The sequence below is a fragment of the Proteus sp. ZN5 genome (assembly GCF_011046025.1).
Lineage (GTDB): Bacteria > Pseudomonadota > Gammaproteobacteria > Enterobacterales > Enterobacteriaceae > Proteus.
Genome location: NZ_CP047639.1, coordinates 3996723 through 4020209, shown reverse-complemented (window position 1 = coordinate 4020209; position 23487 = coordinate 3996723). Strand labels below are relative to the sequence as shown.

The window sequence follows — 23487 nt, the reverse complement described above, 5'->3', positions numbered from 1 at the left end:
CCGTTATGCAAGAATTATTAAAACATCGTCAATTGGTTATTACGTTGGGTTTACTTTATTTAGCACAAGGTATTCCGATGGGTATTGCAATGGACGCTTTACCTACATTATTGCGCCAAGAAGGTTCTGCTTTAAGCGCGATAGCATTTATTCCATTAGTCGGATTACCGTGGGTATTAAAATTTTTATGGGCGCCTGTTGTTGATAATTATTGGTTTAAATCTTTAGGTCGTCGCCATAGCTGGATTATTCCCATGCAAATCATTGTGACTCTCTGCTTATTACTCTTAGCATTGATAGGGATTTCAGTTGAGATGGCGAAATGGGGTGTGGCTTTATTAGCAGTCGCTTCATTGGCGAGTGCGACACAAGATATCGCCACTGATGGAATGGCGGCTGAACATGCAAGTGGTACGTTATTATCAAAAATTAATGCCGTTCAAATTGCAGGTGTGATGGGGGGTTTTTTCTTAGGAGGAGCGGGCATGATGATCCTCAGTGATAAGCTAGGTCAGCATACGGCATTACTCTTTTTTGCCTCAGTTCCTGCTATTAGTTTATTTTTTATTACGTTATTTCGTCAAAAAGCCAAATATGATGAAGGTGAATATAATGATTCACCTAATGCTAGCCTATTAAAAACGGTGCGTAGAAAAGGGGCTATCAGACTATTAACGTTGACATTACTTTCTGCAGTAACCGCAGTTTCAGGTTTTGGTTTGGCGAAATTATTTTTAACTGATAGTGGTTGGCCTTTAGCTGATGTCGGAAAAATGGGCATGATGGGCGGTATGGTGACTCTTTTCTTTGGTTGCGGTGGTGGTGCTTGGTTAATTAATAAGATTGGTGTATGGCGTGCTTTTTCTGCCGGATTACTGTGTGCTTTGGTGTCATCATTATTATGGCTTTCGCAATCAACTGGCACAATTAGCCTTTCGATCGTTGCGCTGTGTATTGTCTTGGGATCGCTATCATCAGGGATCACTTCTGTGGCGATTATGACCGCAGGTATGCGTTTTGCATCAACGGATAATCAAGCAGGTACAGATATGACTGCGGTACAAAGCATGCGTGATATAGGGGAAATGGCGTGTGCAATGATGTTAGTGAGTTTAACTGCACTGATTGGATATAGCGGAGGTTTCGGGTTAGCCGCAGCGATTGCACTCTTTGCTTTATTGGTGACACTGGTAAACGTAAGGTATCAAGAGCGATATAAATTAACAGAATGAGATTATTAAAAAAGTAGCTTTAAATTAAGAAAGAGCCCTAATGGGCTCTTTCTTAATTTAATAAAATGAATTATTGATTTAGTATTTTTTCCACGTTATTCGTGGATGGATTACCATCTCCATTCCATTTCACGGATTGAGTAAAGGTTTTCTCTACACCATTGATTGTTATGTGAGTTACTAGAGTTGCGCTCCCTGAATGAGGAGTACCCGCCAACGGAGTCCAGCACTGTTCCTTCATTGCGTTACTATGACTGGTTGTTGAATGATTTGCATTGTCAACAGAAACCGACTCAATGGTTTTATCATTATAATCTACAGTACTTCGACTAAAGTCGCCTATAATATCGATTAAATTATGGCTGATAGTGACAGGAGATAGAAATATTTGATTGGCGGAACCCAATGTGTAGATAGGCTCAGCAATAACGTGAGTTGTTGGATCTGATATTGTCTCCTGACAGCTTCCTCTTGTCGCACCATTATTTGTATTAATAAAGATAATACGTCCTTCTAATCTAAAATCCATATACTCAGGAGCGATGGGCTTAATATTTAGTGGATAATAAACTGCATACTGTCTACCTGTATTTGTATTCGGATCTGTATCGAAAAGATCAAATACAATGACTTTGATTTTAAGCTGAGTACTTTTAAATAATTTCTTATCAATCTTAAATGAAGTTGAGATTGTTTGCCCACCAAGAAGTTGGGTTTTATCATAAGCAAAGATTTGATTAGTTTTTTGATCCCCATCCCATAGTTCAAGATTGACATCATAACTACTTGTGGTTGTATCAGGCGGTTGCCAGGAAAAAGTTAACGAGTCACCTTCATAAACAGGCGTCCAATTTATCGATGTGTTTATAGTCGGTATGGTTTGTGCAGTTTTATTATTATCAACCCTCCGTGTTACTGAATTGATTGTGACGTGAGGGACTTTTCTTATATCAACAGAATAAGTTCCTTTTGATTCATAAAAATAGTCATTTTCTTTTGATGTTAAAATAATGTCTGTTGTGCCTGAAGTAATTTTAATAATGGTTCCATTTTCTTTTATCGCGACAATATTAGGATCTTTTGCTGACCAGACACCTTGTGCTTCTTTAGGTAATGGTGTTGTTGGTTGTTGTACATCAATATTAGTGTCCGTTTCCGATAAAATAATGTTATTTTTAGTAAAAGTGATTTGGAGTATTCCTTTATCTTGTTCATAATCAACAGCTAAAGAATCTGCTAGAAATTGATCGGTCGCATTACTTTTTATGTGTATTTTGGTTTTGCCAGGCTTCACGCCGGTAATATTTCCTTGAGCATCAATCGTAGCTATACGTTGATCATCACTGACATAATATAAAGGAACATTTTTTACGTCTGCATTACCAAAAGTGGTGTTAATGCTATGAGTTATTCCATCATTCCATACAGATTTAATTGCACCTGATGAAGCTAATTGCAAAATAGGCGCCGCTTTTTCAATGACTAAAGGATAGCTATTTTGAGCTGGTTGATATTGATCATTACCTGATGTTTGTAGTGTGATAATGGCTGTACCTGCTTTCTTCATCGAAATATTGCCGCTAGTTGTATCAATAGAGGCAATTGTCGGATCGGAGCTAGACCACATCACGTTAATATTATTAGGTAATCCCGTATAACCTAGTGCGTTGATAGGTGCTGAAGCATAGGTTTCTTGCTGGATTTGTTTATCAAAAATAATATCGGGCTTAGGGATTGTCACTTTAATGGTTAATGGTTTTGCAATGGTTAATCCTTCTGCTTCAGCTGTTAAGATAATATCTGTTTTAACATTTGAAGTAAGATTAGTTTGATATTCACCCTTTCCTAATGAATTTAGTGGGTTATCACTAAAGTTAGGTCTACCACTGGTGGCTTTAACCGAAACAGTTTTACCATCAATAGTATTACTGTATTTATCCATTAAGTTCACAGTTAGTAGGGCGCTATCTTTATCATCACCTCCTATTGATTGGCGATTGCTACTAAAGGTTGATTTATTGGCATCAATATCAGCAGGAGTTACAGTGACATCTTGAATTGGCTTATGATTATTTAAATCAAGATAAGCACTCATTTTCAATATACCCGCCACAGTGCTGGTGACTTTTGTTCTTGCAATACCCTTTGTATCGGTATAGGTGCTAAAGTCATAGTCATCAGCTAATCCCTGTAACTTCCATGACACAATAACGTTAGGCAATATATTGTCATTAGCATCCACAATGGTTGCTTGATAATTAACACCGTTATCTCCAGCAATGATGCTTGTTCTATCGACATCGACGGATTTTACTTGCCAAGTTGTGGCATCAGCACGCAGTTGTAAGTTTTTTTGTTTTTTGAAATCAACGCCATTAACTTTAACACTTAATTGTGCTGTACCTGATTTAGTGCCTGTTACTTCAATTTCATAATGGCCCGGAGAGACTTGTTTGGCTGAGCTAAATTGAATGGTTGGGTTATTAGAGATCCCCTCAACTTGCTGGTCTGGCAGAATATTACCGCCTTTATCTTTAATCGTTAAAGTCAGCAGTGCTTTATCTGTGCCATTGGCGACGATTGTTACTGGAATTAAGTTAATTTCTGAACTATTTTCATCAACATCATCGGCTACGAAATTGACATCGGGAGCAGGGTAGCTGCCTGAAACTAATACTGCATTAACTTTAGCGATACCTGCTGGATTACGTGTTAATTCAACTTCAGCAATACCATTGTTATCTGTAAATGTTAGCGGTTTAGCGAGTAAGCTATCTTTATCGCTTGCCCATGTTACGCTAACACCACTATTAACCGGATTATTATTTTTATCACTAATATAAGCGTGATAAGTAATAGTGTCGCCTGCATGAGGTTGTGTATCACTGATCACAAACTTATCGACTTTGGCTGTCTGGCTATTAGGTAGAACAGTTAATAGTGCCGTTTGTGTGAGTGTGACAGAGTTTACGTTGGCACTGATTGTTGTTTGACCTGCTTTTAATGCGCTAACTTGAGCTTGATAAACTCCGGTTGAGATTTCATTAAATACAGTTGTGTTTGCAGTTAAATCAGCACTGTAGTTAACGCTGATTTTGCCCTTTAACCCTGTTAATAAATTATCGTATTTATCTTTTAGCGTTAACGTAATTTGAGAGCGACCTGTTTCAGAAACAATGGTATTAGGGATAAGTGATAGCTGAGATTTATCGGCAGAAACTACATCAGTGTTAAAGTTAATCAAATGGTCAGCATCAAGAGATTGTTGGCTATCGAGCATCGCTGTAACTTGTGCTGCGCCCGCTTGTGTACTGCTTAAGGTAATTTCTGCAATCCCATTTTTATCTGTCTTGCTGATAGGTAACGAAAGTTTACCTAATGAGGTTAACCAACCCACAGCAATACCTTCCATACTTGGATTACCTTGTTTATCAACAATTTTTGCACGAATGATGACTTTATCAGTACCATTTGCGGTGACATCAAAAGGTGCGATAACATTAACCGTATTGATCATGGCATTTTGTTTATCAGCAATAAAACCAAGAGGTTGAGTTAAATTAAAACGGTTACTTGCATTAGCATATTGAGCGGTAATAAGACTAATACCTTCCTGTTTACCATTGATGGTTGTTTGATAAACGCCAGTATCGATTTCTTTGATTGCACTAAATTTGATGGTGGTGTTATCACCAGAGAGTGCAATAAATTTACCTTGTCTTGGAACAGGATTACCAAATTTATCTTTTAGAGTAATTGTCCCTGTTGCGAAGGAACTGCCATTTGCCACGATAGATTGAGGATCAATCGAAAATGTACTTTGTGATGCATTAACTTGGCCAGCAATAAAATGAAGATCTTGTGTGGTACTTTTGTTGTTTTCCAATGTTGCTGTAACCGTTGTTGGTTGTGCTTCCGTCCCTTTTATTACAACTTGTACATCACCATTATCATCAGTTTTCACCATATTCTCACTCAACACATTATGGGTTGAATTCCAGAATACAGATTGTTTTATTAATGGATTATTTTCAGCATCCGTAACATGCGCTATTAAGGTAATCGTATCGTTATTGTCTGCAATAGCTTCTGTTTTATTATTTACAGTGGTTAAGACGATGTGGGCGCTATTTGGATCAGCAATAGCGGTTAGTGTAACTTGCGCTTTTTCTTTATTTGAAAGAGTGGCAATAATTTCTGTCGCGCCTGCTTTTTTGGTTCGAATTTGATTAGTTGCCTGTCCTTGGTTATCAGTAATGCTTTTTTGTTTATCGAGTGTGGTTGAGGCATTAGATTGCCATTCAACGGTGACGTTGGGTAATTTATTACCAAATTTATCTTTTACCACTGCGGTGAGTATTGCTTGTTCTTTATTATCTGCAATTAATTCAGTTTTATTTGTGGTTAAAGAGATTAAACCTTGTTGGTTATTAGCAATAAAAGTAATGGGTAGTGCATCTAATGATTCATTACTGATACTCGCAGTGACAATAACATCAAAGGCTTGAGTGCTGGTCACTGTTGTTTTAGCAATACCTTGGTTATTCGTTGTTGAAACTTCATCAATAGAAACAATATGTTCATCACGATCCGTAGACCAAATGACCTTCGCATTTGGTAATTTGTTGTGATTTTTATCTTCAACGACCGCGGTAAATGTTACGGTTGTTTTACCATCAGCAATATAAGGGGGAGCCGATGGTGTTACAGAAATAATTTTACCGTTAGAAAGGTCTGCAATAAATTGTGTTGTTTTTTTCGTCGCTATTTTATTAACCAGCGCAGTGACCGTGACAATACCTGCTATTTTGCTGGTCATTGTTGTTGATGCATTGCCTTGATTATCCGTTACTATTTCAATTTCTTTAAGTAGAGCTTGATTATCTGCAGATAATTGAATTTTCGTATTGGGAACAGGGTTGTTATTTTTATCAATAACATTGAAGGCAATTAACTTTTCATCCGTACCATTGGCAAATGAACTATTTGGATTAATAGTAAAAGTATTTATTTTTGCTGAGCTTATATCAGCAATAAAATCAACATTAGTTGAGTAGGTAATATTTTTAACACTGACATTAATAATGCTTTTACCAATATGCGTATTGGTGATTGGAACAATAATTTTACCTTCGGCGTCAGTGTTCGCTTGGCCAATAATTGTTGCACCATTATCTGCGGTAAAAGAAACAGGATAGTTAGGAATTCTATTCGCATTAATGTCAGTTACGATAACTTGAATTTTATTTTGGCTTTTACCATCGGCTGGTGCGTGGTTTTTAATTACAGTTAATCCGCCTTGAGGAATAATGGCAGAATGCGTATCAGCAACAAAAGTAACTTGTGCCTGATTAAAGGTGTTATCTCTGAACTTGGGTGTTAATGCCACAATTTCAGGGGTACTTCCTGCGGTTATTGTGACTTGATATTTCCCTGCTTCAACTCTACTGAAATGTGAAACTAGGCTGTTGCTGTTGGGATTATCAGATTGAACATCTAATGAAAGTTCTTTTATATCGATATCAACGGGAAGCTTATCATTATCGAGAATTGATAAAGTCAGATTTTGTGCAGAATGATTGTCAGCAGGTAGTTGTGTTGTTTTCGGTGTAAATTGGCTCTTTTGTGTATTAATTGCAGACTGAACGACGCTGATTTTACTCTGTACCGGATCAGAACGATTACCTTTTTCATCAATAGCAACGGCGCTTATTGTGTAGCTGTTTTTTTCAGATGAACCTGAAATATGACGAGGAAGAATGATTGAGTAGCTAAGATTATTATTCTGTTGGATCTTACCTCCATTAGAGATTAAGCGACTTGCTGACCATTCAATCTGTTTAACGGGATATTTAGAACGCACTTGCACACCTAAATCTTTTTCTTCTTTTGCGTAACCATTAATTGTCGGTGTAATTGAGAGAAATACTAAAGTTTTCTTTTTATACTCTAAAACGATATCGTTATTTCTGTTCACAAAATCATAGCGATTTCCGGACATTAAACGCGTTGCTCGAACATTATCTGGATTAAGTTGTGAAGAGAGTGATTCTCCAAGTCGATATTGGATATTTACATCAAATTTATTATCACGATTATCATTTAAACCAAAGCGACGTTCAGCGCCGAAGGTAATTAAAGGCACTGGTGTATAAGTAAGTCCAGCGGTATAAGCATGAGGATTTTCTTGGCGATTATCTTTACCAAATAAACCGACTTCCTTCCCGTAATATTGTTCAAAAATAAGCTTTGCGCCTAATTGTGGATAAGCCGGTAGGTAGCCTTCTGTTCGAATATCCCAACCATTAGCAGGACGCTCATTATAATCCATAACATCGTCAGAGGTCCGCCAGTTAGATAGACGATGGTAGTGATTGGCACTTAACTTAAAATAGTCTCGCCATACTTCAGCACCGATACCAAAGCGACTGTGATATCGGCTTAAATCGTAATCATAAAAAGCATTAAGACCGACCATAAACTTGTCAGTAAAATGTCGGTAACCAATACCTTGATTTAACTGGCTTCGAGAATCTTTACGGTGATAACTGGTTTGAGAAAAAACTAAATTCTTTTCACTATCATAGAATGGAATAAGAAGATCAGCAGAGCTTCCTGCTAAAGTGAATTTTTTATCTGTTGAAAGTGAAACTTGAGCGTGACCAAATTGATTTAACCATTGTTCTATTTGTTGATTGGCTTTGCTTGATATTTGGTTTATTGCATATTGTGTTGCGTCAGTATCTGTATTTAACAAAGATGAGTTAGCAACAATAATTTGTGCAAGCTCTTGCTCGTTTGTGGTTGGAATAGACGTGTCTTGATGGTTATTTAGCCATTTATTTGTCGATAAAGGTTCATTAGGTATATTAAGCGTAATACCTTCTTTTATTTTTAATTTACCAACTAAAGAAACATAATCAGGATTCGCTTCAATAAGCCTAAATAATTTTATATTAAATTTTTTCGCAATAGATTCAGGCGTGTCATCTTTTTGAACCTGATAAGTGTTTCTTTTTTGTACCAAATTAATTGTTTGTTTTTCTTGAATATTCTCTTTTGCGAAAACGTTGGCAGGGAGCGTTGCCGAGATGGGAAATGCTAATTGAATAAAGATATTAAACCAAGCAACTTTCTTTGTAATAGAAGAAAGTTGTGGCGTTAGTCCACTTTTAAATTTTGTCATTTTTAAACTCACCGTAACAAATAATGATGAGATTCTCGTATTTATAGATGTATTAGATATCAGAAAGTGAACGTGAATTAATTAATTTATGAATATATAAAAATTAAAGATCAAAAAAATAAAAATAAGAGCAAAAAAGAGGGGGGAGATATTTTGACATAGAAAGACCAATAGAAATGTATTCTATTGGTCTTTTAATAGAGGTTCAAAAATTAGATATCGACAAAAATATCAGGATCAGGGCCTAAACGTTTTTTCTGTTCAAGAACGGTAATTTCAGCTACTTCTTCTTTTTCTAATTTAAAATCAAAAATATGGAAATTCTCTTCAATACGAGAAGGTGTAACTGATTTTGGAATAACTACAAGACCACTGTCTAAATGCCAGCGTAAAACAATTTGTGCTGGAGTTTTATGGTATTTTTCAGCCAGCTTTTGAATAATAGGGTGCCCAAAGACACCTTCACCGCCTTGTGCCAATGGGCTCCATGATTCGGTGACAATATTATGAGTTGTGTTCCATGCTCTTAACGGTGCTTGCTGCATTAAAGGATGAATTTCAATCTGATTAATAACAGGGGTTACACCCGTTTCAGTAATGATACGTTCTAGATGTTCTTCTTTAAAATTACATACACCAATACTTTTTACTAACCCTTCTTTTTGCAAAATAATCATTTGCTTCCAAGCTTCAATATAAAGCTCTCGTGAAGGTACTGGCCAATGCATTAAGTAGAGATCAATATAATCAAGTTGCAAACGTTGGAGACTTTCTAAGACGGCACCACGGGCATGAGTTTGATCGTTATTCCATAATTTTGTTGTGATAAAAAGTTCATCACGAGGAACAGTGATCTGTTTTAATGCTTTGCCTACACCTTCTTCATTATGATAAATCGCAGCCGTATCAAAAAGGCGATAGCCTGTATCAAGTGCATGATGAATAGCTTTAACAACTTGATGATTATCTGCTTTCCAAACACCAAGACCAAGTTGTGGGATGGCATTTCCATCAGATAATTTGATCAGTTTAGGTTTATCCATTTCTATCTCCAGAGTCGCAAAAAGTACTTAGAGTGCCGCTGTATAAATACGTTGACTGACTTCTAATGTGATATCTTGATGCTCACCCAGTGCAATTTGTCCATGCTCTTCCAACTTTCGCACTAATGCAGGAATATCTTCTTCACTGATTTTGAAATCAGCCAGTCGAGTTCTAAGTCCCATTAATTCAAAGAATTTTCGAGTTTCATTAATCGCAGTTTCAATTTTAAAAGCATCAGAACCTTGGTTTATACCCCAAACTTTTTGTGCATATTGGATTAACTTGCCGTATTTAGCCTGACGTTTTTCATTTAATAATGCAGGTAAAACGATGGCGAGAGTTTGCGCATGATCAAGTCCGTGTAAAGCCGTGAGTTCGTGACCTAATGCATGCGTAGCCCAATCTTGAGGAACACCAACACCAAGGATACCATTTAGCGCTTGTGATGCTGTCCACATTATATTAGCACGGATATCATAGTCTGTAGGTGATGTCAGCGCTTTTGGCCCTTGATCAATCAAAATACGTAAAAGGCCTTCTGCATATTCATCTTGTACACGAGCATTCACTGGATAAGTGAGATATTGTTCTAATATATGAATAAAAGCATCAACAACACCGTTGGCAGTTTGTCTTGGTGGTAAAGAATAAGTGGTTGTTGGATCTAAAATAGCGCAATGAGGGTAAACATGAGGGCTGGCAAAGCTTTGTTTATCCATTGTCTGTTTTTTGCTGATAACAGAGAAACTGTTGGTTTCTGTTCCTGTTGCTGGAAGTGTTAATACACAGCTTAACGGTATTGCTTTTTCGACCACTTTACCGCGACTTGTTACGATTTCCCAAGGTTCACCGTGATAAGGTATTGCCGCTGCAATAAATTTTGTACCATCAATAACAGAGCCTCCACCCACGGCTAATAAATGTGTGATACCGTGATATCTGGCATAAGAAACCGCTTTCATGAGTGTTTCATAAGATGGGTTTGGTTCAATGCCACTAAACTCATGAATTTGATATCCCGGAAGTGCGGTATAAATCTGGTCTAATACACCATTGCGCTTAATGCTACCGCCACCATACGTTAGTAGAACTCTTTCATTTTTTCCAATTTCAGAACGTAGTTTATCTATTTGTCCTTGACCAAAATGAAGGCGAGTTGGCGAATAATAAGTAAAGTTTTGCATTTTGTTTCCACCTTAATTCGATGTTCTGAAGTATGACAATTAACTAGGAGAAAGTTTTCCATTGTATCTAGATTAGATAGCCTGACATAACTATAACTGTAAGGTTGTAGCAATAAGAGATGAGTTATTTCTCTTAATGCCTACAATAATTCAATTGTAGTTAATTTATAAGGAGTAATATGGAAAGTTATTATTTAACATTAAACCAAGAGCATTGGGATAAACAAGCCGCAATGGAAAATCAGTGGTCTAAGCCTGTGAGCGATGAAGAAATTCTCGCGGCAAAGCAAGGTGACTGGAAAGTACATTTAACACCAAGCCCTGTAAAAAGCGAATGGTTAGGGGATATTAAAGGTAAAAAAATACTCTGTTTAGCTTCTGCTGGTGGGCAACAAGCGCCTATCTTGGCGGCTGCGGGTGGCATTGTGACTGTGTTTGATTTATCAGAAGGTCAATTAGACAAAGATCGCCAATTGGCGCAAAAGCATCAGCTAGATTTGGTAACAGCACAGGGTGATATGGCTGATTTAACCGCATTTGCTGATGAAAGTTTTGATATTATTTTTCACCCTATTTCAAACCTATATGTACCTGATGTAAATCCTGTTTGGCTAGAGTGCTACCGTGTTTTGAAAAAAGGTGGTGTACTAATGGCGAGCTTTTATAATCCTGTTGTATTTATTGATGATAGAGATCCGCAATTACGTTCACAGGGATTAATGAGGCCAGCTTACCGCTTACCTTATAGCGATCAAGGCTCATTACCTTCGGATGTTCTGCAAGAAAAAGTCGCAAGAGGTGATGGATTGGTTTTTGGACACTCTTTGACTGATCTTATTGGCGGGCAATTAACGGCGGGTTTTTTATTACAGGATTTTGTTGAAGATTTTGCTCCTCATGCTCGTTTCTTAGTTGATAGTTATATTCCAACGTTTCTTGCTTCAAAAGCCATTAAGCTTTAAAAAAATAGAGTAGGAAGAATATGATTGTGATTAATATAAATGGATTTTTAGTCAGATATTAATAGATGTGGAGATAAGACAATGAACAACTGAACTTTTATTGCGGTATCAGATAATACGTAAAATACGCCATTATTCCTGATTTAAATAATGGCGTGTTTTTTAATTACTTACTACTGGTGCTATTTTTACGATGGCGAATATACATTACAATTGAGCCAATTAAGCCCGCACTTAAAAGCAATACTGGTAATGTCATCAAAATGTTCATGACAAGTGTTTCATGCTTTTGTACAAATGGAATAAGGTTTAGTACATAACCTAAAGAAACGATAATCCCTACCCATAAAAAGCCACTTAACCAGTTAAATATTTGAAAGCGACGTTGCTTTAATTCAGATAAACCTGCCAAGGTAGGTAATAATGTACGCACGAACCCAATAAAACGACCCAGTAATAGCGCATATAAACCTTGGCGGTGGAAGAGGTCATTTGCCTTATGGTGATATTGCTCTGGTAATTGAGCCATCCAACGTTTAACCACTTTTGTATCACTTAGCCAACGGCCTTGTAGAAAGCCAAGCCAACTCCCTATACTGGCGGCAGTGCCTAATATAATGATTGTCGGAAAGAAGTGTAAAACATCTTTTGCAATTAAGGCACCGCAAAGAATAAGCAGTGTATCTCCTGGTAAAAATGCGGCGGGTAATACCCCGTTTTCCAGCATAATAATAACAAAAAGAACAATATAGATAACCCACAGCACATTAGGATTAGCCAACACCATATAATCGTGTTGCATGAGTGCGTGAATTATCTCTTTTAATGTACCCATTAGCGAACTCGCATTAAAAAAGGACTTTATGTTCGCTATTCTAACGCAAAATAAAGAGAACAGTTTGATTTAATCCCTGTGGAACCACAGGGATAGATTTTTTTTAATAAAAAATTCATTCTTTATTAAGAAATGCGTAAAAATGCCTGTTCTAGATCTTCAATAAGGTCATCTACATTTTCTAATCCAATATGAATGCGAAATAGTGTTCCGGCAAATGTTGGCTTAGTTTCATATTGGCGCATCGCTTTAATATCATTGGGTTGATAACCTAAAATTAAAGATTCAAATCCTCCCCATGAAAATGCCATTTTAAATAATGAGAAGTTATCTAAGAAATACGCAAATTCTTCAGGCGTTAAAATTTTCTTTAAACTAAAAGAGAATAAGCCGTTGCTACCCGAGAAATCACGTTGAAAATATTCATGACCCAGACAAGAAGCTAATGCAGGGTGATAAACATTATCAACTAAAGAGTGTTGTTTTAACCAGCGAGCGACTTCTAATGCGCTTTGTTCGTGTTGCTTCATTCTTACTGGCAGTGTTCTTAATCCTCTTGCTGTCATATAAGCAGTATCAGGATCAACACATTGACCTAATAAATAGGAATTCTCTCGTAACTGCTCCCAACAGCGTTCATTAGCCACAGCAAAACCTAACATGCCATCAGAGTGACCATTAATATATTTTGTGGCAGATTGGATTGAAATATCGACACCCAATGTCAGTGGTTTAAGTAGTAATCCTGCCGCCCAAGTGTTATCAATCATGATAATGATCTCAGGGTTATATTGGCGGACTGAATTGACTATTCCTTGTAGATCTTGAATTTCCATCGTGATTGATCCTGGAGATTCAAGAAAAACAATTTTTGTTTCAGGACGTAGCAATTGATCGATCTCTTTGCCAATTAAAGGATCAAAGTAGGTTGTGGTGACTGAGAATTTACGTAAGATCTGATCACAAAAATTTTGTGTTGGATCGTAGGCAGAGCCTGTAACGAGAATATGAGAACCTTGCTCAACAAATGCGAGTATAGATTGCGTAATAGCTGCCGCACCTGAAGGAAATAGTGCGCAGCCTGTGCCTTGCTCTAATTCAGTTAACGCTTCTTGTAAGGCAAAATGGGTAGTTGTGCCTCGACGGCCATAAAAAAGCGTACCTTCTGCCCGTTTTTTCGTTGCTTCACGTTTTTGTGCAACGGAATCAAAAATAACAGACGATGTTCGTTGTATAATGGGGTTTACCGCGCCTTGAGAATATTTTTTAGCTCGACCAGAAAGGAGGAGTGAGGTTTCTTGTTTTTTTAGCGTCATCCTTAATACCTTCTTTTAATTGATGGTGTGTTTACCTCAAGTTAATTCATTTTTTGGATAAGTACAAAAGGCTTGCAAGGTAGTTGATAAAATTTCACGTTACGTGAAATAACGATAATTTGTCTTAAAAATCGACAAATGAAAAAAAAATAGCTAAATAGTAATGATAATTACTATCAAAATGCTTCATGTTTGATATCATTTGAGCGTTTTCTCTTTCCTGATGGCAAACAGGATGATTGTAAGCGAACGATTTTGGGTAAGTAGTGGCGTAAAGATGTCATTACTGAATAAATAAATAGATAAAAAAGAGAGTAAAAGGCCAACTGATGCGTAATTTGACAGCTTCTATTCTATTGGCAATCGGTCTGACAGGCTCTGCTTTTGCGGATACGACTCCTGCCACACCAACTGAACAGCCAACTACTGCTGCCGTTTCTTCAACAGCTTCTACACAGGGAACTGCTACACCAACAACAGTCACACCAGCAACTGCTACTTCTACTATGACTTCAACAACGGGTAATGAAGTGAAAGCAGTCGGTACTGAAACCGCTAAGCCTGAAGGTGAAAATACACCTGCAACAACGGCTGAGAATTCAGAAAATGCCCCTTTAGTGACAGAAAATACATCATCAGAAGTACAACCTGAAATGGTTGCTGGTGGCGGATTCGCTGAAGATTTATCTGTAATGGGTATGTACCGTAACGCAGATTTAGTCGTTAAGAGTGTCATGATTGGCTTACTGTTAGCCTCTATTGTTACTTGGGCACTCTTTTTCGCGAAAGGCAGCTACTTGATCTCACTGCGTCGCCGCTTAAGAAATGAAACAGCTCAGTTAGTTGAAGCTAAATCACTCAATGATGCATTAGCGATTAGCAAAAAATTTGGTAGTAAGAGTGCAACCGCAGACTTCTTTAATGATGCAGAATTAGAACGTACTTACTCTCAAGAAAGTAAAGTCGCATCAGGAATTAAAGAGCGTGTTGAAATGCGAATGGAACGTCGCGTTGCAGCCATTATCCGTGAATTAGGTCGCGGTAATGGTTACTTAGCCACAATCGGTGCTATTTCTCCTTTTATCGGTCTTTTTGGTACGGTTTGGGGGATTATGAATAGTTTTATCGGTATTGCACATTCTCAAACGACAAACCTTGCTGTTGTTGCTCCGGGTATTGCTGAAGCACTATTAGCAACCGCGATTGGTCTGATTGCGGCAATCCCAGCAGTGATTATTTATAACATTTTTGCTCGTATGATAGCGGGTTATCGTGGTGAAATTGGTGATATCGCAACAGGTGTGGTGACATTAGTCAGCCGTGATTTAGATATCGAAAATAGCAAAGCAAGGTAATGAATTATGGCAATGCGTCTTGGTGATGATTCAGGTGATGATAATGAATTGCATGATATCAATGTGACGCCTTTTATTGATGTCATGTTGGTTCTGCTCATTATCTTTATGGTGGCGGCACCTTTAGCTACTGTTGATATAAAAGTTAATCTACCCGCTTCAAGTGCAAAACCACAACCTCGCCCTGAAAAGCCAGTTTATTTAACGATTAAATCGGATAAACAAATTTTCATCGGTGAAGAGATGGTTACACATGAAACGATGGCGAATGTGTTAGATACCATGACACAAGCAAACAAAGAGACAACAATCTTTTTCCAAGCGGATAAAACGGTTGATTATGAAACGTTAATGTCGGCAATGGATTCGCTAAGAAAAGCGGGTTATCTCAAAGTTGGGCTCGTGGGTATGGAAACTGTCTCTACAGGCGGTTAAAATTTAGCAAATAAGCTATTTATCTAAGTATTATTACGCTATTTTAAAAGCACTTTATTTGTCGTTGTGAAATGATGAATAAAGTGCTTTTTTATTGTATGGAAGAAACAGAGTTTATATTTTTACCGTTTTTAATGGTTATCGATATTATTTATAAAATTGAGTTAGAATAAAATTTAACTTTAGTATTAAATAATATTAATAATAAGCAGATTAAGTTACAGGATAAATAATTAATTAAGTTTATTGAGTAATGACGAGCTGAATCAATTAACGCTAAGTAGATATCATTATTTGAACTCTCTTAACATTAATATTCATTAACTCTTCATTTTTTTTCATTTTTAGATTTGTTGAAATCAACTTTTTAAAGTTAAATTTATCTATAACCTTGTGATTTATAATGTTTTTATGATAATTTGATTTAAGTGTAAAAAAACTTGCGCAAAAAATCTTATTGGATATAATGCACTCACGTTACAAATTGAAATATTTTGTAACGTGCTAAAACGCCTAATTTATTTATTATCTAAGTTATCCGCATTTGGATACTTATTTTTTTATTGCACCAGGTAGACCGTTGTTTTCAGTCATTCCAATTTCTGATAAGTAGATTTTATTTACTTATTCAAACCGCTTCTTATCCTTGATAAGCAGTGAGTAAAATAAAGCGTGAAAGGCAGAGAACTACACATAGCATTTTATTATTTTAATAAATTTAGAAGCCATAACATTTCGGTGTTATGGCTTTTTTATTTTGATTGTTATATCTGTTGTTCTTATTATTTTATCGTTCCTGTCGTTCCTGTCGCTTCTAGGTCGAGCTCATCAGAGTGTGTGCTTTGTTGTGTGCCATTTTTGTGCTTATTCCCAATTTATTGCTCGTTATCAGCGAGAACTTGCCTGATTAAAAAACACAAACAGTTAACAAAGCATTTTTCAATTTTTTAGATTTCTGATCACTTCTTTTATCTATTCTCACAAAAAAAAGAAATAGACTCTATTTTGGGATTATTCATCGATAAATTGTGTTTTTTTTATCCACAAAAACAACAGGGATTTAACATTAAATTTTATTTACGTTAATTTCATTATAAATTCGATATGTTATAAAATAACCTAATGAAATTATTGCCATTATGTACTAATTAGTAATTATTAATGATCTTAGCTTTTGATTGTTGCCATATATCGATATGTATTTAATTTTATATCGTTTTTATACGAAGGGAACTTCTTATTCCAAAAACGAATATACTTATAACTATATGAAAAATGATAAGAAAAATAGGTTGGTTTTTGGCTATAAAATAAACATTATCATGATGATTAAAAATTAATAACAAAAGAAAAGTTACTAAATGGGCAATGAAAATAAGCTGAAATTAAATATATTAATGTAATCATTTCTTGTTTATGAAATGCAATTTTTAACATTATTTGTGATGTAATATAAAGGTTGATAATATGAAAAAAAGAGTCATCATTATAATTAAAAAATATATTAGAACTTATATTTAATAAATTTTATTAGAAATTAGAAATAATGAATTATTAATTTTGTATTGTTTTAAATATATTGTCTTATAATTTGGTTGTTTTTTGTCTTTTTTTGTAAGTTGTTAATTAATAATGATTTAAATTTTTTCCTTTACTGTATTTTTTGGATAATGATAATTGTTTCTATTTACCTTATCATTATTAAATAGCGTTTTAATAAATTTAAAATGACGAAATATATAAAAAATAGGCATTAAACTTTATATTGCTGAAACGTTTTTACTCACATAAAAGAATAATTTATTTTTTAATGAATTATCGCTTGATAATGATCAAGTCATTATTGTGTCGGAGTGTTAAAAAGGCGGTGTTTTAAAATTATTCCAATTAAAAATCATCATATCAGGAGAGATATATGGCCTTGGGGAATAATGTTTTTTCCCATCATGGTATTAACCGACGCGATTTTATGAAATTGTGTGCTGCGCTGTCAGCTACCATGGGATTAAGCGGCAAAGCTGCCGCAGAAATGTCAGAAGCAATGACATCACCTGAACGTCCACCCGTTATCTGGATTGGTGCTCAGGAGTGTACTGGGTGTACGGAGTCTTTATTACGAGCAACTCACCCGACTCTGGAAAACCTCGTTCTTGATGTTATCGCACTCGAATATCACGAAGTGCTTTCTGCAGCTTTTGGTGATCAAGCTGAAGAAAATAAACACAATGCGATGGAGAAATATAAAGGTAAGTACGTCCTCGTTGTTGACGGTTCAATCCCAGACAAAGATGGTGGTGTTTACTGTATGGTTGCAGGAAAACCAATTCTTGAGCATATCAAAGAAGCCGCTGAAGGGGCTGCTGCGATTATTGCGATTGGTTCATGTTCTGCATGGGGCGGTGTACCTGCTACTGGGGGCAACCCAACTGGCGCTAAATCACTGGAAGCTATTTTACCGGGTAAAACCGTTATCAATATTCCAGGATGTCCACCAAACCCACATAACTTCTTAGCAACTGTTGCACATATTATTACTTTCAACAACTTGCCTAAGTTAGATAGCAAAAACAGACCGCTTTTTGCTTATGAGCGTTTAATTCACGAAAACTGTGAACGTCGTCCTCATTTCGATGCGGGTCGTTTTGCTAAAGAATTTGGTGATGAAGGTCATCGTCAAGGTTGGTGTTTATACCATTTAGGCTGTAAAGGCCCTGAAACTTATGGTAACTGCCCAACATTAGAATTCTGCGATGTCGGTGGTGGGATCTGGCCTGTCGGTATCGGTCACCCTTGCTATGGTTGTAACGAAGAAGGTATCGGCTTTACTAAAGGTATTTTCCAATTAGCGAACGTTTATCAGCCAACACCAAAAGCACAAGTACCTGATGTTAATGCAAAAGAAGGTGGTGGTGTTTCTTATGGTGCTGCTGGCTTACTGGGTGCTGTCGTGGGTGCAGTTGCGGGTGTCAGTGTGATGGCTGTGCGTCAATTAGGCCGTGACAAGAATGCCACAGGAGCCTCACAGGAGGATAAACGGTGAATAGGCGTCATTTCTTTAAGCTGGCATCAGGTGGGGTTCTCCTTGCGGGAATGGCTCCCACTGCGAGTCATGCTGCGGCGCAGAACCGTCCCCCAATTCCTGGGTCTCTCGGTATGCTCTACGACTCTACACTGTGTGTAGGCTGTCAAGCATGTGTCACTAAATGTCAGGAAATTAATCACCCGGAGCCAATGGAGCGTGGCGATACTTACGCTAATGGTGATCCGATTTGGTCAAACAATGACAAATTAAGTCCTTACACAAATAACATTATTCAAATTTGGCGTGATGGTGCTGGTGAAAATAAAGACCAACTGGAAAACGGTTATGCCTTTATTAAGAAACAATGTATGCATTGTGTTGATGCAAACTGCGTTTCTGTTTGTCCTGTTTCTGCGTTAACCAAAGATCCAAAAACCGGTATTGTCCATTATCACGCGGATATCTGTACAGGTTGTCGTTACTGTATGGTGGGATGCCCTTATAACATTCCAAAATACGATTATGATGATCCATTTGGTAAGCTCTATAAATGTGAGCTTTGTAACCAAAAAGGTGTTGAGCGTTTAGATAAAGGCTTATTACCAGGCTGTGTTGAAGTTTGTCCTACTGGTGCAGTCATTTTCGGTACTCGCGAAGAGTTGCTGGAAGAAGCAAAACGTCGTTTAGCGAAAAAAGCGGGTGAAGAATATCATTACCCACGACAAACCATTAGTGGTGGCGATACTTATCTACATAAAATTCCTGAATATCAAGATCATATCTATGGTGAGTTTGAAGGTGGCGGTACGCAAGTCATGGTACTTTCTGCGGTTCCTTTCGACAATTTAGGAATGCCAGAAGTGGCACCATTATCAACGGGTGCGCGTTCTGAATATATTCAACATACGCTTTATAAAGGCATGGTATTACCAATAGCAGCCCTTGCAGGGATCACCTATTTGGTTAACCGTAATAGTAAAAAACAAGAGCAGGAACACCACAAGGAGGATAACGATGTCGAGTCATGATCCTCGTCCACTTGGCGGTAAGTTATTTACTCTAGCAGTAAGAGTATTTTTACCGCTTGCTGTGCTCGGTTTTATTCTTATTGGTAAGCGTTTGGTATTAGGTCTGGGCGATGTCTCTGACCTGAATGGGGGATATCCTTGGGGTATTTGGATTGCCTTTGACTTATTGATAGGAACAGGCTTTGCATGTGGTGGTTGGGCACTTGCATGGGCTGTTTATGTCTTTAATAAAGGGGAATTTCACCCATTAGTGCGTCCTGCATTATTAGCGAGCTTGTTCGGCTATTCATTAGGTGGTTTATCCATCGCTATTGATATTGGTCGTTATTGGAACATGCCTCACTTCTTTATGCCGCAATACTTTAACGTTAACTCCGTGTTGTTTGAAACTGCGACCTGTATGACCATCTATATTATGGTGATGGCATTAGAATTCTTACCTGCGTTATTAGAACGTTTAGGTTGGAAAGTGTCGTTGAAACGTCTTAATAAAGCGATGTTCTTTATTATTGGCCTTGGTGCTTTACTGCCAACCATGCACCAATCCTCAATGGGATCATTAATGATTTCAGCGGGTTGGAAAGTACATCCACTGTGGCAATCTTATGAGATGTTACCGCTGTTTTCTCTGTTAACTGCTTTCCTCCTCGGTTTTACTATCGTTATTTTTGAAGGTTCTTTGCTAAAAGCAAGCCGCACCATGAATGATGATGAAACACCACTGTTTACCAAGTTAACACGCGTAATCGAAGTGTTACTGATTGCATTCTTGGTATGCCGTTGGGGCGAGGTCATTTGGAACGGTAAACTAAGTTATATCGGAAATGGGGATATGTTCTCGTGGTTATTCATTGCTGAAACTGCATTATTATTGCTTCCTCTTATTTTGATGCATTTAAATAATAACCGCCGTAGTCCAAAAATGCTGTTTGTTTGTGCTGTATTTATCTTAATCGGCGCAGCAATGTGGCGTATGAACTATTCTTTAGTTGCTTACAATCCAGGCAATGGTTACCACTATTTCCCAACAGCAAGCGAATTGTTGATTTCTATTGGTTTCGTTGCATTTGAAGTAACTGCTTACATTCTTATTATCCGTTTATTGCCGGTTTTACCTGCACAAACAGATTCAAATATACAATTAAAAAAGGCTGAGGTTAAATCATGAGCCAACGCATTACTATTGATCCTATTACCCGTATTGAAGGGCATTTACGCGTCGATTGTGAAATTGATAACGGAAAAGTTGTTAAGGCTTGGTCTTCCGGTACCATGTGGCGCGGAATGGAGGAGATCCTAAAAGGAAGCGATCCTCGTGATGCATGGATTATCGTGCAACGTATCTGTGGTGTTTGTACGACAGTTCACGCGATTGCCTCAGTACGTGCGGTTGAAGATGCTTTAGGTATGGATATTCCTGTCAATGCTCAGTATATCCGTAACTTAATTTTAGGTTCACATATCATCCATGACCATATCGTTCACTTCTATCAGCTTTCTGCGATGGACTGGGTTGATATTACTTCTGCATTACAAGCCGATCCTGAAAAAGCATCAGCGATGTTAAAAGGGGTTTCTGAATGGCATCTGAACTCTGCTGAAGAATTCAGAAAAGTACAGAAAAAAATCCAAGGTTTAGTGGACAGTGGCCAGTTAGGTATTTTTGCTAATGGCTACTGGGGTCACTCAGCCATGAAATTGCCACCAGAAGTTAACCTGATTGCGGTTGCTCACTACCTGCAAGCACTTGAGTGCCAGCGTGATGCAAACCGTATTGTGGCTATTTTGGGCGGTAAAACACCTCATATCCAAAACTTGGCTGTGGGTGGCGTTGCTAACCCGATTAACCTTGATGCGCCAAATGTCCTCAACTTAGAACGTTTAATGTACGTGAAAAGTTTTATCGACAAGTTGGGTGATTTTGTTAACCAAGTTTATAAAGTGGATACTGCTATTTTTGCCGCTTATTATCCTGAATGGCTAAAAATAGGTAAAGGTGCTAACTACTATCTGTCTGTACCTGAATTACCAATTAATGGTAATAACACTGAGTTCTTACTTTCTGGTGGTTATATGGAAGGGATTGATTTCTCTACTTATCGCCCAATTAAAGACTGGAAAGATCAGAATCTGAAAGACGGTATTGAAGAAAGTGGTAAACACGCATGGTATGAAGATGATGAACCATTAAAACCATGGGAAGGTTTAACTCGACCTAAATACACAGGTTGGGATGAAAACAACAAATACTCATGGGTTAAATCACCAACATTCTATGGCAAGCCTGTAGAAGTCGGCACGTTAGCATGGTTAGTGTGTGGTTTAGCAGGGAAACACGAAGGAACTGTTAAAAACTACAACGACATCAACAAGATCTATACTCAATTAACTAATGAAACACTGGTTACAGAGCAGCTAGAATCGACTTGGGGGCGCATTATTGGACGTACTGTCCATGCGTGTGTGTTACAAGAATCACTGGCCTCTTTATGGCAATCACTGGTTGATAATATCGGTCGTGGTGATACAGCAGCCTTTATTAAACCAGAGTTTGAACCAGGTAAAGAGTATCGCGGTGTTGGTTTTGAAGAAGCCTCTCGCGGTATGTTATCTCACTGGATCGTGTTTAAAGACGGTAAAATCACTAATTATCAGGCAGTTGTTCCATCAACATGGAATGCGGGTCCTCGTAATTTTAATGATGAACCAGGTCCTTATGAGTTATCGCTTGTTGGTACACCTGTTGCTGATCCGAAAAAACCATTAGAAGTGGTAAGAACGATCCACTCCTTTGACCCATGTATGGCGTGTGCTGTGCATATGGTTGATTTAACAGGTAAAGAACTAAGTAAGGTGAAGGTATTATAATGCGAACTCTCGTCTTAGGTATTGGTAATTTATTACTAAGCGATGAAGGCATTGGTGTTCGTATAGTAGAAGCGCTCGAAGAGCGCTTCTCTTTACCAGAGAACGTCGATGTTATTGATGGTGGCACATCAGGTATGGAAATTTTGCAAGATATCGCTGCAAGAGACCTTCTGATTGTTGCCGATGCGGTAAGAAGTAATCATGAACCGGGCAGTATTTTTGTGTTGCATGATGATGATGTTCCCGCACTTTTTACACAGAAGATCTCGCCTCATCAGCTAGGTTTATCCGATGTATTAATGGCACTGCGTATGACAGATGAATTTCCACGTAAACTTATTTTAGTGGGAATTGAACCTGCATCATTAGAGCCAAGCATGTCGCTGTCTGACATTGGTGAAAAATCAATGGAAATTGCATTAGAACATGTGGTGAACATTTTGCGTGAATACGGCATTTCTGTCACACCTAAAGAGGTAACAGCATGAGTGAATTAAGCTGGGATGTCATAGGATATGATGAACCGCCTATTGAGCAACTTGAAACACGTTTTAGTGAAATCGCTGAAAAAGAGATGAAAGGGCTTCCTTTTTATCGCGAAGGCGTTCCTGTAAAAGCAGGGGGCTTTACTTTATTTGAAAATCAGTGGATTGGTGCTGTTCTTACGCCTTGGATGCTAGAACTGGTTGTCTTCCCGGGGCCTTCACAAGAATGGCCACATCGAAAAGTCGGTGATCGCATTGGGTTAGAATTACCTTGTGGTCAGATTAAATTCGTTGTGGGTGAGCTTGAGGGAGGTATGCAGTACCTTGCTTGTTCATTAATGTCGCCACTTGATAGACATTTAGCAGCGGAACATGCTATTGAGTTGGTTGAAAATAGTGTAAAAATGGCTCTTTCTCTTCCTGTTCAGACACAATCCGTAGCAGAAGTTGATTTAAGTCGTCGTTCTCTCTTCCGTGGTCAGTTAAGATCATAGTGTAGAAATTTTACGCGACACTGAGTCACATTCTTCTTATT

At 37.6% G+C, this 23487-nt stretch carries 15 protein-coding genes; 10 read left to right on the top strand and 5 right to left on the bottom strand.

Features of this window, described 5'->3' with window-relative positions; genetic code table 11:
- Positions 1-5 precede the first annotated feature (5 nt).
- A complete protein-coding gene (locus GTK47_RS18510) occupies positions 6-1232 on the top strand; it encodes a RhtX/FptX family siderophore transporter (protein ID WP_165125933.1) in 1227 nt (408 codons plus the stop codon).
- A 70-nt stretch (positions 1233-1302) separates the two neighbouring features.
- On the opposite strand, the gene GTK47_RS18505 is transcribed toward GTK47_RS18510, so the two are convergent.
- The 3 genes from GTK47_RS18505 to GTK47_RS18495 form a co-directional block, all read right to left on the bottom strand.
- Complete coding sequence (locus GTK47_RS18505) at positions 1303-8418, bottom strand: Ig-like domain-containing protein (RefSeq protein ID WP_165125930.1); 7116 nt, start codon at positions 8416-8418, stop codon at positions 1303-1305.
- Between the two features lie 212 nt (positions 8419-8630).
- Positions 8631-9461, bottom strand: a complete 831-nt coding sequence (gene dkgA, locus GTK47_RS18500; protein ID WP_165125927.1) for a 2,5-didehydrogluconate reductase DkgA — start codon at positions 9459-9461, stop codon at positions 8631-8633.
- Positions 9462-9488: 27 nt separating this feature from the next.
- Positions 9489-10646 (bottom strand): iron-containing alcohol dehydrogenase, encoded by a 1158-nt coding sequence (locus GTK47_RS18495; RefSeq protein WP_165125924.1) that lies wholly within the window; start codon positions 10644-10646, stop codon positions 9489-9491.
- A gap of 179 nt (positions 10647-10825) precedes the next feature.
- On the opposite strand from GTK47_RS18495, the gene GTK47_RS18490 reads away from it, so the two are divergent.
- The gene (locus GTK47_RS18490; protein WP_165125921.1) at positions 10826-11608 is read left to right on the top strand and encodes a class I SAM-dependent methyltransferase; all 783 of its coding nucleotides are present in this window, start codon (positions 10826-10828) and stop codon (positions 11606-11608) included.
- Between the two features lie 166 nt (positions 11609-11774).
- On the opposite strand, the gene GTK47_RS18485 is transcribed toward GTK47_RS18490, so the two are convergent.
- Together GTK47_RS18485 and metC are read right to left on the bottom strand one after the other, a co-directional pair.
- Positions 11775-12443: a DedA family protein gene (locus tag GTK47_RS18485; protein ID WP_165125918.1), complete on the bottom strand. Its 669-nt coding sequence runs from the start codon at positions 12441-12443 to the stop codon at positions 11775-11777.
- A gap of 125 nt (positions 12444-12568) precedes the next feature.
- A complete protein-coding gene (metC, locus tag GTK47_RS18480; RefSeq protein ID WP_165125915.1) occupies positions 12569-13759 on the bottom strand; it encodes a cystathionine beta-lyase in 1191 nt (396 codons plus the stop codon).
- 329 nt (positions 13760-14088) lie between these two features.
- Between metC and exbB the strand changes: the two genes are divergently transcribed.
- The 8 genes from exbB (at position 14089) to hybE (ending at position 23446) form a co-directional block, all read left to right on the top strand.
- Positions 14089-15114: a tonB-system energizer ExbB gene (gene exbB, locus GTK47_RS18475; RefSeq protein ID WP_165125912.1), complete on the top strand. Its 1026-nt coding sequence runs from the start codon at positions 14089-14091 to the stop codon at positions 15112-15114.
- Positions 15115-15120: 6 nt separating this feature from the next.
- The gene (gene exbD / locus GTK47_RS18470) at positions 15121-15549 is read left to right on the top strand and encodes a TonB system transport protein ExbD (RefSeq protein ID WP_075674386.1); all 429 of its coding nucleotides are present in this window, start codon (positions 15121-15123) and stop codon (positions 15547-15549) included.
- 1915 nt (positions 15550-17464) lie between these two features.
- A complete protein-coding gene (hybO, locus tag GTK47_RS18465) occupies positions 17465-18589 on the top strand; it encodes a hydrogenase 2 small subunit (protein WP_165125909.1) in 1125 nt (374 codons plus the stop codon).
- Positions 18586-19599 (top strand): hydrogenase 2 operon protein HybA, encoded by a 1014-nt coding sequence (gene hybA / locus GTK47_RS18460; protein ID WP_165125906.1) that lies wholly within the window; start codon positions 18586-18588, stop codon positions 19597-19599. Before hybO ends, hybA begins: the two co-directional genes overlap by 4 nt.
- Positions 19586-20767, top strand: coding sequence for a Ni/Fe-hydrogenase cytochrome b subunit (gene hybB / locus GTK47_RS18455; protein WP_075674247.1), 1182 nt, complete (start codon positions 19586-19588; stop codon positions 20765-20767). Before hybA ends, hybB begins: the two co-directional genes overlap by 14 nt.
- Positions 20764-22467, top strand: coding sequence for a hydrogenase 2 large subunit (gene hybC, locus GTK47_RS18450; RefSeq protein ID WP_165125903.1), 1704 nt, complete (start codon positions 20764-20766; stop codon positions 22465-22467). Before hybB ends, hybC begins: the two co-directional genes overlap by 4 nt.
- The gene (locus GTK47_RS18445) at positions 22467-22955 is read left to right on the top strand and encodes a HyaD/HybD family hydrogenase maturation endopeptidase (RefSeq protein WP_006535184.1); all 489 of its coding nucleotides are present in this window, start codon (positions 22467-22469) and stop codon (positions 22953-22955) included. The genes hybC and GTK47_RS18445 overlap by 1 nt, the downstream gene beginning before the upstream one ends.
- A complete protein-coding gene (gene hybE, locus GTK47_RS18440) occupies positions 22952-23446 on the top strand; it encodes a hydrogenase-2 assembly chaperone (protein WP_165125900.1) in 495 nt (164 codons plus the stop codon). The genes GTK47_RS18445 and hybE overlap by 4 nt, the downstream gene beginning before the upstream one ends.
- The last annotated feature ends 41 nt before the right edge of the window (positions 23447-23487 follow it).